The sequence below is a fragment of the Halosimplex carlsbadense 2-9-1 genome (assembly GCF_000337455.1).
GTDB classification, from domain to species: Archaea; Halobacteriota; Halobacteria; order Halobacteriales; family Haloarculaceae; genus Halosimplex; species Halosimplex carlsbadense.
Map to the genome: position 1 here is coordinate 159,354 of NZ_AOIU01000048.1, position 12,841 is coordinate 172,194.

Here is a 12,841-nt window from a genome sequence, read left to right on the forward strand (position 1 = left end):
TGGAGTATGTCTGAGGAGCGCGGTTCCGACAGTGGCAGTGATCGGACTCGCAGTTCACCCGTGACCCGGCGTCGACTCCTCGCGCTCGCCGGCGCTGGTGTGACAACTGGCCTCACCGGCTGTAACGCGCTCGGCGACGGTTCGACCGACGAACCGGCCGGGACGGACTCTCCGGCGCCCGCGGAGACCGCCGCGCCGACGGACGCACCGACCGCCGATCCCACGGCGACGCCGGCGACCGCCCCCACGGAGACGGCGACGGAGGCCCCGTCGGGGTTCGACGCGTCGGTCCTCGACGACTCGCCGAGTTCCCACGTCGCCCCGACGGACGGCTTCGCGGACGCCTCGTGGCTCTCGGGTGCGATGCCCGAGGTCGTGAAAGTCACCACCCTCGACGCGTCGGGCGAGGGGTCGCTCCGCTGGGCGCTGAACCGCGAGGGTGCGCGCATCGTCGTCTTCGAGGTCGGCGGCGTGATCGATCTCGAGGGGCAGTCGCTGTCCGTCTCGCGACCGAACGTCTTCGTCGCCGGCCAGACGGCGCCGTCGCCCGGGATCACGCTCGTCCGGGGCGGCATCACGGTCGGCGCCGACAACGTTATACTCCAGCATCTCCGTGTGCGCCCCGGAGACGACCTCTCCGGGCCGATCGACTCCATCGGCAACGAGGGCGGAGCGAACGTCATCGTCGACCACTGCTCAGCGACGTGGGGCACCGACGAGACGGTCTCGACGAACGGCGGCGCGGAGAACCCGGAGATCACCTACTCGAACAACCTGATCGCCGAGGCGCTCAACGACTCGATCCACCCGAAAGGCGAACACGGCTACGGGACGCTGGTGATGGACCGGAGCAAGCGGGTGACCATCGCGGGGAACCTCTGGGCGAACAACGTCGCGCGCCACCCCCGGCTCAAGGGCGGGTCGACCTCGGTCGTGGTGAACAACGTCGTCTACAACTACGAGCGGGCGACCAACCTCGGCGGTGGCGTCGCGGACGAGACCCGCTCGTCCATCGTCGGGAACGTCTTCCTCGGCGGCGAGCAGACCGACCCGACCGAGCCAGTCGTCGGCACCACGTTCACGGACGACGACGGGCCGGTCAGGGCCTTCATTGCGTACAACGAGACCGAACCGGCGTCGATCCCGGTCACCCGCTCCGGGACCGCCATCGACCTCGTCAACGAGCGCCCGCTCTGGCCCGACGGTCTCACCGCCGTACGGGGCGCCGACGCGTACGACGGTGCCATCGGGGCCGTCGGCGCCCGGCCGGCGGACCGCGACACCATCGACCGACGCATCCTCACGGACGTCGAGGCGCGCGAGGGGAGTGTCATCGACAGCCAGGAGGACGTCGGCGGCTACCCCGACTTCGAGCCGACCGAGCGCGCCCTGGACGTGCCGGACACCGGCCTCGCCGAGTGGCTCCGCGAGTTCACCGTCGCCGTCGAGCAGGGCTGACGCGCAGGGCGGCGACCACGGCGTCCCCGGGCGGCCGGGGCGCCGACCAAGCGTGTTACGTCTCTCCGTTTCACATCGAGAAACGAACGGCGGACGCCGAACAGCGGGCGCTCGCGTCCGATTTCGGCGGCCCGTTCTACGCGCGCCCCGCCTCACCCTGTCAGTTCTCGCCCGCCGAGGCTATCGGACGAGGGCTACGCTCGCTCGTCGGGAACGGGGCGGGAAAAATGAACGTCGCGGTCGGAGTGCCCGTCAGTCGCGGCGGGACGCGGCGACGAGCGCGGCGGCGAGCAGCGCGACGACGGCAGCACCGACGCCGAAGCCGGGGCCGTCGCCGGACGTGGTCTCCATGCCCTCCGCGGGCTCGTCGGTGGCCGTCGGCGTGCTACTGGACGGCTCGTCGGTGGCCGTCGGGGTCGGGTCCGGGGTCGCAGTCGGCGTGGCCGTCTCCGTCGACTCGACGGTGTACGCGCCACTTGCCGCGATCACGGAGCCCTCGACCTCGTACGGGTCGTCCTCGGCGGGGAAGTCGAAGGCCTGGTTGCCGTTGGTGTCTTGATGGGCGACCACGTAGAGAGTCGCGTCCTCGGAGACCGCCTCGTCGAGCGCAATCTCCAGGTCGGTGCGTTCGCCCGACTCCAGGAACTCGGTGGCGCCGACCGTCGGGCCGAGCTGGCTGCCGGTGTGGACGGAGACGAACCCGCCGTCGCTCAGTTCGACGGAGTCGACGACGACCGACTGCCCGTCACCGGCCTGGTCGCTCATCGAGATGCTCGCGGTCGGCGGCGCGACGACCTCGGCGGTCGTCTCCAGCGTGTAGACCGGCGAGTCCGGCGGGTCCTCGATACGCGAGGCGTTGATCACGAGTTCGGTGCCGTACTCCAGGCCGCTGGTGTCCATCGTCACCGACACCGAGGAGTTGGGCATCGAACCGGGGATCTTGCCGGCCATCACCGGACCGGAGCCCTCGTTGACGATCTCGCTCCAGGACTCGGAGACGTTGGCGTCCGGCGAGGTGACGTCGATCGTCCACTCGGCCCCGGCGGCGATCTGGGTGTTCAGCGTGATCTCCGCCTCCTCGGTCTGGGAGACCTCCACGGGGTCGCCGTTGTCGACCCACGTCTCGGCTTCGAGCGTCTCGAACGTGACCGTCTCCGTCAGGTCGCCGTCCTCCGTCTCGACGGTCATGGTCCCCTCGTAGGTCTCACCGGGCTCCATCGAGACCGGCTCGCCGTCCCGGTAGAGGACTGCCTCGTTGGGGTCGATGTAGACGAACACGCCCTGCGACTCGTTGTCGTAGACGCGCTCGTCCGCCATGTCGGGGTCCTGCACGACCGTGACCCCGGAGGCGTTCCGCGCCAGATCGAGTTCCTTGGGCTCGCCGTCGGCGTTCGTCTGGACTAGCTCCAGCGAGAGCGGCGAGTTCACGAACTTCTGGTTGGCGTTGCGGCCGGGCGATTTGGAGATCGCCGGGAACACCGACTGACTCGTCTCGTAGTGGAGCCACATCGCGTCCCAGGCCTCGGCGCCCTGCGGGTCGTAGGCGAGCGAGTCGTCGTGGCCGACCTCGCCGTCACCGATGCTGTTGGCGATCTCGGCGGGCGTCGAGTAGTCCTCGATACCGTAGGGCAGCCCCAGCGGCTTCCCGTCGCTCAGGTTCGCCGACCCGATGGTGTAGTCCGGGTCGATGATGTCCTGGACCGTCCCCGAGGAGTTAGCGACCGGGATGCGGTTGTCCTCGGTCAGGTACTCGTCGTCGTCGCGGGGCGTGCCCGGCGCGTACAGCGTCAGGTCGAACGACTGGTCCTCGCGACCGGAGAGGTTGAACGCCGCGGTGACGGGCCCTTCGGGGATGGTCCCCTCGGTGTCGCCGCCCAGTTCGTAGTTGCCCTCGAGTTCGACCGTCTCGGTCTGGGTGTCGCCGTTCTCGAAGGTCAGCTCCATCTGCATCTCCGTCCCGGCGGCCAGCGTGGCCGCGCCCGAGACCTCGGAGGTGAAGCGGTTGCCCGGCTCGTAGGACTCGTTGAGGGTCCCCGTGCCGTCGACCAGCTCGAAGTTCGTCGAGACGGTCTCGCCGTGGATGTCGAAGGTCGCCTGGTACTCCTCGCCGGTCGAGAAGTCGACCGCCTCGCCGTTCTCCGTGAGCGTCGCGCGGTTCGGGTCGATCCAGACGTAGACGCCGGTGTCCGGGTCGTCGCCGACCGACCAGTCGCCCTCGACCTCCTCGGTGTCGCCGAGGACGACCACGGGCGGAATGTCGGCGCTGGTGTTCTCCTCGACCGGCGCGGGCTCGAAGCCCCGCTGGTTCGCGGAGACGTTCAGCTCCTTGTCGCCGCCGACCTGACTGACGTCGACGCTCCAGTTCTCGCTGGCGAGGAAGTTCTCGGTGACGACGCCGTTGTCGTCGGGGTCGAGTTCCTCGACGCCCGAGGTCTCGACGTGGACGACCGCCATGTCCCAGTTACCGCCCGGGTTGCGGGCCGTCGAGTTGTCGACGCGCATGTGGGCGTCGCCCTCGGCGTTCGTGATCATCTCCAGCCCCGGCGAGTCGCCGGAGTACTCGTTGGGCGGGAACGGGTACGGCCCGTTGCCGTCGCCGTCGTCTCGATACCACGAGAGCGTCAGCGACTTGGCGCTCTCGTTGTCGACTTCAACGTGTTCGGACACCGAAGCCGACCCCTGTGCAGTTGTCGCGTCCGAGACCGCGCCCGCTGTCGCCGCGGCGGCCGGTACCATCGACAGGACCACCACGAACGCCAGACAGACAGCTCGGAACCCATGAGTTTCTCGTGTCATACTTGCTGTGAACGTGATTCAACTCCTACAATGCTCTCAGCCCCTTAAAAAACCTCGTGTTTTTGTACCACGAGACGCCGTCACATACCGTTCGGCGAACAGGTTTCGCCTGTCCCGGGAAGTCGGCCACGAGGGGGGCGGGCGGCCGCGGGTCGGTCACTCGAAGACGCCGTCGAGGAAGGGGAACTCCTCGGCGATGGCGAGCCGCTCGTTCCGCCGGCCCGACTCGTAGGCGGCCATCGTCACGACGACGGCTTTCAGGCCGTCGAGCGCCGTCGCGGGCGGCTGTTCGCCGGTCTCGACGGCGTCGAGGAACGCCCGACCCTTGCTGAGGCGTCGGTCGTAGCCCGAGTAGGGGTCCTGTACCGTCCCGTCGGCGTCGATGGTCGTGCCCGTCCGGTCGTCCCACTCGCGGCCTTCGAGGTAGACCGCGCCCTCTTCGTCCCAGATGTGGACGTGCTCGCGCGTCCGAGCGACGACGCCCGTGTCCGAGACGTTCGCCATCGCGCCCTCCGCGAACTCGATGATCGTCGAGGACTGCTTGTCGAAGACCTGGTCGTCGTCGTGGAAGTCGACGTAGGCGTTGACGTGGGTGGGCGTCAGTCCGGTCGTCCAGAGGATGGCGTCGACGACGTGAGTCCCGACGTTGAGCAGGTGGCCGCCGCCGGAGAGGTCGGGGTCCATCCGCCAGTCCTCCATCGTCTCGTAGTAGGACTGCCAGTCGTGGGTGATCTCGCCCGTGATGAACCGTGGCTCGCGGTCGCCCAGCGCCCAGCGGTCGCGCGCGAGGTCGTAGGCCGGATTGAAGTGCCGTTGATAGCCGACCATGAACGTGCGGTCGCTCTCCTCGGCCCGCGACCAGAGGTCGTAAGCGTCCTCGACGCTCGTGGCGAGCGGTTTCTCGCAGAGCACGTGGAGACCGCGCTCCAGCGCGGCCGAGGCCTGTCGGTAGTGAAGCCCGTTGGGCGTCGCGATGCCGACCGCGTCGAGCGATTCGGCGTCGAGCATCGCCTCGTAGTCGAGGTACTGCGCCGACGCCGAGACGGACAGCTCCGCGCCCGCTTCGGCCAGGCTCTCCTCGTTCACGTCCGCGAGCGCGACCAGTTCGCTCCCGGACAGCTCCTCGAACTGCCGCCCGAGTCTGATACCGAGGCTCCCGACACCCGCGAGTCCCACCGATAGCGTCTCCGATCGGTCGTCCATAACGGCTCTCAGTTGACCGGATCGGCCATTAACTGTTTCCCCTCGCCGGCGCCCGCCCACATCGAGGCCCCATCGTCGACCGGACCGCCGTCGGCTCGTGCCGATATACCCCAGAGAGGAACGGAGAACAGCGCCTATCACCGCGTGGAGACCCCCGGATCCCACCTGAAGGAGCTCCTCGACCGATTTGCGTCCGGATTCTCCCCTCCCGAACGCTATCGAGACCGCCGCGGGCTCGTTTCGGTACGCCCCTGTCGACCACCTGCAATTACAATCGTAATTCTGGAAGGGGTGGCCGTCGGGGACTCGCTTACGGATTACAGACGTACGACTGTAATTCCAGCCGTCCGAGCGGACCCGTATCCGTTCGCTCTGCCAGCCAGTGGGGGGACGACACCCGACGACCCCCCGGCGCGAACCCCGTGGTGGACGGTCGAAGCGACGCCGATCGTCCGCCAACCGTTCTCACAGCGGGAACGCGTCGGGATCGGTCGACGACGGCCGAAACACGCCGAACGGGCCCAGAGCGGCCCGTACTCCGCACCCATCCGATCGCGACGCGCGAACGGACCGGACGGGATCGAGCGTACGCGTTCCGCACCCGGGAACGGCTGTCGAATATCACCTGTTCGTCCCGCAGACGGCTCGAATCCGTCGAAATACCGGTCCGGAGACAGCCCAGGAATGGGAACGAGTGACGGCGAGTGACACCGATCGGGCCGCGGGACGGACATATCGGTCCAAAAAGACTAATATGGTGGATTCGAACGGGTTAGGACAGACGCCATGAACCCTGATAGACGAACCTTTATCCGTACGCTGGGGGCCGGCTCGATCGCCGGGCTCGCGGGCTGTTCCGCGTTGTCCGGCGGGGACGGGACAGCGACACCCGACGGCGACGCGGACCCGACGGACAGCGAGGAGACGCCGACGGCGACGCCCGACCCCGAGGAGACCGGCACCACCGCGGACGCGGAGGGCGGTGGCGGCGGAGACGGGCCGACGATCATCACGATGACAGCCGGCGGTGCCGACATCTGGAACTCCACGGACCTGGGACACATCTACTACGCCGAGGTCAGCGGTGACTTCGACGCGCGAGTCGAGGTACGCTCGCTCGAGAACACCAACCCCCACGCCAAGGCGGGGCTGATGGCTCGGGCGTCGCTGGACCCCACCTCGCGGAACGTGATGGTTCGCAATCGCGCCGGTTACGGGACGTCGACCCAGTGGCGCCCCCAGGACGGCGCGGGCTCGACGAGTACCACGTCGGAGGACGGGGCGCCGCTCAGCCGGGTCGAGGGCGGCATGATGGAAAACGCGCCCTGGCAACGCCTCGAACGCGTCGGCGACACGATCCGCGCGTACGGCTCCGAGGACGGCGAGGACTGGCGGCTGATGGTCGAGCTGACGACCGACCAGATCGACCTCCCGGACACGGTCGTCCTCGGCCTCGCGGCGACGAGCCACGACAACGCCAACGCGACGACCGCGAAGTTCCGCAACCTCTCGGGCGTCGAACCGACGGACAACCAGGACCTCGGTTCTCCGATCGTCGGCGGGAGCGTCTCGGTGGCACAGGCCGCCGTCGTCTCCGACCTCGCCGCGGACTCGTCGGCGGACGCGGCGACGCTCAGCGGGACCCTGGAGAGCATGGGCGGCGCCGACAGCGTCGACGTGCGCTTCGAGTACCGCGAGGCGACCACCGACGAGTGGTCGGCGACCGACGCGACGACTCTCTCGGAGCCCGGGTCGGTCGAGGCTGAGGCCGGCGACCTCACCCCCCGGCGCTACTACCAGTTCCGGGCCGTTGCCGCCACCGGCGACCAGGAGTTTAGCACCGTCGCGAACCTGTTCTCGACGCCGAGCGGCTCCGACGGCGGCTCCGGAGAGGGACCGGCCAGCAGCTCCAGCTTCGACCCCTCGGACGGGTTCGCCGACTTCGCGTCGTGGGTCGACGACGACACGCCGCTCGTGGTCGTCGACGAACCGACCCGCGAAGCGCTGGCCGCGGCGACCAGCATCCCCGGCCCGCGCGTCGTCGTCTTCGAGACCAGCGGCACCATCGACCTCGGTGCAGAGGACCTCAACGTCCGCAACGACCAGTGCTGGATCGCCGGTCAGACCGCGCCGTCGCCGGGCGTTACCCTGATCCGGGGCGGCGTCTGGCTCTACGGCAACGACTGCGTCGTCCAGCACGTCCGCGTGCGGCCCGGGACGGCGGGCATGGAGCGCGGCGACGGCTGGCAGCCCGACGCCATCGAAGCGGCCGACGACACGACGGGCAACGTCATCGACCACTGTACCGGCACGTGGTCCGTCGACGAGAACATCAACGTCGGCTACGACACCAGCGACTCCACCGTCTCCAACTGCCTGATCGCCGAGCCGCTCAACGACGCGACCCACGCGAAGGGCGAACACGGCTACAACTCCATCGTCGGCGACCGCGCGAAGAACGTCACCGCCGTCGGCAACGTCTACGCGCTGGGCACCGACCGCAACCCCCGCCTCAAGCAGGGGACCGAGACGGTCATCGTCAACAACTACATCCACCACTACCACGACGGGATGTGGGCGGACCCCGAGACGAGCCACGCCATCGTCGGCAACGTCTTCGAGGACCCTCAGACCGACCAGCCCAACCTCTTCGGCGAGGGCGAAGTCTACGCCGAGGACAACGTCCAGGCCGGCGACGGCGACGTGCCCATGATAGGCGAGGGCATCTCGCAGCTGGACTCGCGGCCCCACTGGCCGGAGGCGCTGACCGCCGTCGCTTCCTCGGCGGTCGCGTCCCACAATCTGGAAAACGCCGGCGCGCGGCCGGCCGACCGCACCGAACACGACGAGCGGATCGTCGCGAACATCCGCAACGGCGAGGGCGGCGTCATCGACAGTCAGGAGGCCGTCGGTGGCTACCCCGAACTCGAAGAGAACACCCACTCGCTCGACGTGCCGACGACCGGCCTGAAGGCCTGGCTGCGCGAGCAGGCCCTCGCCGTCGAACCGTAACACGGGCCGTCCGGCTATCCCCGTTCTCCGCTCTCTCGACGCTCAGCGGTCGCTCGTCGTCGAAACTCGACTCCCGCGCATCGTCGGCGAGAATCGGAGCCGTCTCAGACCCAGTCGGTCGACTCGTGCTCGACGGCGGGCGCCGCGACGCCGTCGGCCAGGTCGCCGTGGTTGCCCGCGAAGGAGATGCGGCCCGACTCGTCGCCGCGGACCCGCAGGAAGGTCCCCTCGCCCGTCCAGTCGCAACCGCTGACGAGCGTCTCGTCGACGCCGCGGATATCGACGATCGGGGTCTCCTGGTCGCCGTCGACGTGCAGCCCGTCGATCGAGACGCGACCCGTCTCCTCGAAGGCGAGCGCGGGACCGTCGGCGGTTCGGATACGGACGTTCGAGAGGGAGATGTCCGTGATGGACTTGCAGAACAGGCCGTGGCGCTGGTCGAAGCCGTCGGCCATCGCCGGCGAGAGGTCCGTCGCGTCGAGCGAGCGTGTCGCGTCGATCTCGACGTTCGAGAAGGAGATGTTCTCGAAGCGCTGCTCGGGGAGCCCCGCGAAGAAGCCGGCCGTCTCGACGTCGCGGGCGATGATGTCCGAGTAGGCGATGTTGCGGACCATCGGCGTCGACTCGTCGACGGGGATCGGGTCGCTGTCGATGTCCATGAAGTAGTACCCGTTGATGGTGAACGGACAGGCGACCCGTCGCATGACGAGGTTGTCGAAGCGGCAGTCCTCGACCACGCCGCCGCGGCCGCGCTGAGTCTTGATCCGGATACCCCGGTCGGTGTCGGTGAACGTGCAGTTGCTGACGGTCACGTCGCGCACGTCACCGGACATCTCGGAGCCGATGACGACCCCGCCGTGACCGGCCTCGACCGTGCAGTTCGTCACGGTGATCCCCGAGGCCGGGCGGCCGATCCGGCGCCCCTCCTCGTCCTTGCCCGATTTGATGCAGACGGCGTCGTCGCCGGCGTTCAGATAGCAGTCGCTGATCCGGACGTACCGCGAGGAGTCGATGTCGATCCCGTCGCCGTTGGGCGCGTCCGCCGGGTTCTCGACGTTCACGTCGTGGAGCGTCACGTTGTCGGAGTAGACGACGTGGGTGTTCCAGAACGGGGAGTTCCGGAGGGTGATCCCCGAGACGGAGACGTTCGTCGAACGGTCGACCTGGAACAGGGGCGGCCGGAGCGTGAAACTGCTCACGTCGTCGGCCTTGTCGTTCGCTTCGTGGAACGAGTCGAGGCGGTCGGCGAGCGAGGCGGGCAGCTCGTCGTCGTCGACGCCGTAGAACTGCCACCAGTAGTCGCCCTGGCCGTCGACGGTGCCACGGCCAGTGATCTCGACGTTCTCGGCCTCTGCGACGAGCAGACAGGGGTGGAAGCCGGTCTGCTCCCACCCCTCCCAGCGGCTCTCCCGGGCCGGGAACGCCTCGTGGTCACGGACGAACGAAAGGGTCGCGCCCGCCTCCAGCTCCAGCGTGGTGTGGCTCCCGACCGTGAGCGGGCCCGTCAGGTACTTCCCGGACGGGACGACCACTGTCCCACCCGTCCCCGCGCACTCGTCGAGGGCGGACTGCAGGGCGGCCGTGTCTCGCTCGTCCCCGGTGCCGACGGCACCGAAGTCTCTCACGTCGCGTCTCCCGTCGCTGTCGGTCATATTCCCACGATCACCGACCCGAGTGATAAAACTTCCCACCCTCGCCACGACGCCGACGGCCGGTCGTCCGTTCGGCCCGCCTCGGTCGAACCGTCAGCGCTCGCCGACGCTCCCGTCGGCGCGGCGACCGAGCGGGCGGGAGAAAGACAAGTCCCGGCCGTCGAACTCGGCGACCGTCTCCTCGTCTATCTCGACGCCCAGGCCGGGGCCGTCGGGAACGGCGATGAACCCCTCCGACACGTCGAACATCTCGGGGTTGTCGACGTAGCGGAACGCTCCGTCGGTCGAGTGGAGGACCTGCTCCTGAACGAGCGCGTTGGGGACGGCGGCGTCGATCTGGAGCGAGGCGGCGGTACAGACCGGCCCCATCGGGCAGTGCGGTGCGATCGTGGCGTCGTAAGTCTCGGCCATATCGGCGATCTTCTTCGTCTCGGTGATGCCGCCGGCGTTGGACACGTCCGGCTGGACCACGTCGACGGCGTCGGCCTCCAGCAGCGGCCGGAAGTCCGAGCGGGAGTACAGCCGCTCGCCGGTCGCGATGGGCAGCCGGGTCGACTCGGCGATCCGCGGCAGGGCGTGGTCGTGTTCCGGTGTCACGGGCTCCTCGACGAACATCGGGTCGTATGGTTCGAGCGCCGCGGCGAGCTGGCGCGCCATCGTCTTCGACGCCCGGCCGTGGAAGTCGACGGCCACGTCCACGTCGGACCCGACCGCCTGGCGCACGGCGCCGACGATATCGGCCGCGGCCTCGACGCTTGCGGGCGTGTCGATGGGTTCGAGCCCGCCGGTCGGGACGAGCTTCAGCGCCCGGAAGCCGGCGTCGACCTCGCGCTCGGCGGCGCGGGCGGCGGCCGCCGCGGGGTCCTCGGCGTCGTCGCGGTGGCCCCGAACGTGCTGATACGTGCGGACGCGCTCCCGGGCCGGGCCGCCGAGCAGTTCGTACACCGGCGCACCGAACTCCTTGCCCTTGAGGTCCCACAGCGCCTGGTCGATGCCGGCGATGGCGCTCATGTGGATCGGTCCCCCGCGGTAGAAGCTGCTCCGGTACATCGCCTGCCAGTGGTCCTCGATGGGAGCGGGGTCCGCTCCGAGGACGTACTTCTCCATCATCTGGTCGACCGCGGCCGGCGTCGCCGACGGCGCCGTGCCCTCGTAGTGCCACTTGGTGTACGGTTCGCCCCAGCCGACGCGCCCGTCGCTGGTCTCCAGTTTCAGGAGCTGCCAGCGCGGCGGTACCTCGTAAAGCTCGTAATCAGTGATCCGCATCTGCCATCGACTCCACAGCGCAGGGTCATGAATCTACGTCCCCGTGTCTCCCGACGAACGGCCAGACCCCGTCGGCGTAGTACCGGTGGCCGCCCTCACCCTCGTAGAGTTCGCAGCGGTCCGCCGCGTCGACCGCGTCGTAGATCGCTTCCAGTCGCTCGAAGGCCCGACGGGCTCCCTCGATCGGGAAGATAGAGTCCTCGACGCCGTTGACGGCGACGAACGGCCGCGGCGCGACGAGGCCGGCGATGTCCCACTGCTCGCCCAGGCCGAGGAGGCCGGGGACGTAGTTGCACTCGCAGTGGTCGACGGCGGCGATCGAGTCCTCGAACGAACAGAAATACGACGACACCGCGGCGATGTCGACGCGTTCGTCGACGGCCGCGGCGAACAGCGCGGTCGCGCCGCCGCCGGAGTGGCCCGTCACGACGACCCGGTCGTCGTCGAACCGGTCGTCGGCCTCGACGAAATCGAGCAGGCGCGTCACGTCCCACACGCGGTCGCCGGCCAGCGACCGCCCGAACAGTTGCGCGTGGAGTTGCAGCGTGTGACAGGTGCGATAGCCCAGCTCCTCGTCCTCGCGGTTGGCGAGGTCTCCGAGTCCGCGAGTCGTCGGTGCGAGCGCGGCGTACCCGCGTTCGACGGCCTGGACGGCCACGTCGCGCTCGTCTTCGCGGACCTGCCGGCGCTGCTCGTCGGTCGCCGGCCGGCCGGTGGCGACCGCTCGGCCGCCCTCGCCGTGGCCGTGGAGCGTGACCGCGACGGGATAGGGCGGATCGCGGTCGTCGGGGAGGAGAATCGAGACGGGGAGCCGAAAGCCCGACTCGGTCCGCAGCCGCCACTCCTCGCGCCGGTGTGACTCTCCGTCGGCGTCCGCCCCGCCGTCCGTTCGCTCGACGCGCTCGGGGACGAGCGAGGGGACGCCGGCGGCCTCGATGGTCGGGAGTCCGAGGACCGAGCGGAGGTCCGCACGGAACGCCGACTGCCAGGCTCGGAACGCGTCGCCGGTCACCCCGTCGTAGGCGTGACGGCGCTCGTGGTCCCGGAACAGGCGTTCGGTCCACTCGTCGGGATACAGGTGTTCGTCTCCGTCTTCGCCCTCGCTCATGATACCTCCCGATGGCCGGGGAGGGGAGATAAAGCCGATCGGTGCCCCGAGCGGTCGGACGAGTCGGCGGTAGAAGATATTTTGAGCGCCCGGGTCGACGACACGAGCATGTTCTCGAACAGGGACGCGCTCGCGACCGACGCCGACCGGGCGGCGGCGCTGGACTGCATCGAGGCGGCGATCGAGGCGGGCTCGCCCGAGACGGCGACGCGTTCGGCGGTCGGCCTGGACGCGCGGACGCTCACGGTCGCTGACTCGACGTACGACCTCGACGCGTACGACGACGTGGTCGTCGTCGGCGCCGGGAAGGCCGCCGGTGGCGTCGCTCGCGAACTCGAATCAATCC

The 12,841-nt window shown here is 69.2% G+C and carries 8 protein-coding genes; 3 read left to right on the forward strand and 5 right to left on the reverse strand.

Translation table 11 applies throughout. From position 1 onward, the window contains the following. The first annotated feature begins 6 nt into the window (after nucleotides 1–6). The gene (locus C475_RS21635) at nucleotides 7–1,458 is read left to right on the forward strand and encodes a pectate lyase (protein ID WP_152436575.1); all 1,452 of its coding nucleotides are present in this window, start codon (nucleotides 7–9) and stop codon (nucleotides 1,456–1,458) included. A gap of 252 nt (nucleotides 1,459–1,710) precedes the next feature. On the opposite strand, the gene C475_RS21640 is transcribed toward C475_RS21635, so the two are convergent. Together C475_RS21640 and C475_RS21645 are read right to left on the reverse strand one after the other, a co-directional pair. Beyond that, a complete protein-coding gene (locus C475_RS21640; protein WP_152436576.1) occupies nucleotides 1,711–4,254 on the reverse strand; it encodes a DUF7282 domain-containing protein in 2,544 nt (847 codons plus the stop codon). A 156-nt stretch (nucleotides 4,255–4,410) separates the two neighbouring features. Continuing rightward, nucleotides 4,411–5,457, reverse strand: coding sequence for a Gfo/Idh/MocA family protein (locus C475_RS21645; RefSeq protein WP_006886054.1), 1,047 nt, complete (start codon nucleotides 5,455–5,457; stop codon nucleotides 4,411–4,413). Between the two features lie 786 nt (nucleotides 5,458–6,243). Between C475_RS21645 and C475_RS21650 the strand changes: the two genes are divergently transcribed. Beyond that, nucleotides 6,244–8,469: a DUF1349 domain-containing protein gene (locus tag C475_RS21650; protein ID WP_006886055.1), complete on the forward strand. Its 2,226-nt coding sequence runs from the start codon at nucleotides 6,244–6,246 to the stop codon at nucleotides 8,467–8,469. A 104-nt stretch (nucleotides 8,470–8,573) separates the two neighbouring features. Here C475_RS21650 and C475_RS21655 read toward each other — a convergent pair whose 3' ends face one another. The 3 genes from C475_RS21655 to C475_RS22660 all read right to left on the reverse strand — a co-directional run bounded on the left by C475_RS21655 (nucleotide 8,574) and on the right by C475_RS22660 (nucleotide 12,495). Then, on the reverse strand, nucleotides 8,574–10,121 hold the full coding sequence (locus tag C475_RS21655; protein WP_006886056.1) for a glycoside hydrolase family 28 protein: 1,548 nt from the start codon (nucleotides 10,119–10,121) through the stop codon (nucleotides 8,574–8,576). A 93-nt stretch (nucleotides 10,122–10,214) separates the two neighbouring features. Beyond that, nucleotides 10,215–11,387 carry a galactonate dehydratase gene (gene dgoD, locus C475_RS21660; protein WP_006886058.1) on the reverse strand — a complete coding sequence of 391 codons (1,173 nt, stop codon included), beginning with the start codon at nucleotides 11,385–11,387 and terminating at the stop codon, nucleotides 10,215–10,217. A gap of 25 nt (nucleotides 11,388–11,412) precedes the next feature. Then, the gene (locus C475_RS22660; RefSeq protein WP_006886059.1) at nucleotides 11,413–12,495 is read right to left on the reverse strand and encodes an alpha/beta hydrolase family protein; all 1,083 of its coding nucleotides are present in this window, start codon (nucleotides 12,493–12,495) and stop codon (nucleotides 11,413–11,415) included. A gap of 108 nt (nucleotides 12,496–12,603) precedes the next feature. Between C475_RS22660 and C475_RS21670 the strand changes: the two genes are divergently transcribed. Beyond that, on the forward strand, nucleotides 12,604–12,841 hold a 238-nt coding region (locus C475_RS21670; RefSeq protein WP_006886060.1), incomplete at its 3' end, for a DUF4147 domain-containing protein.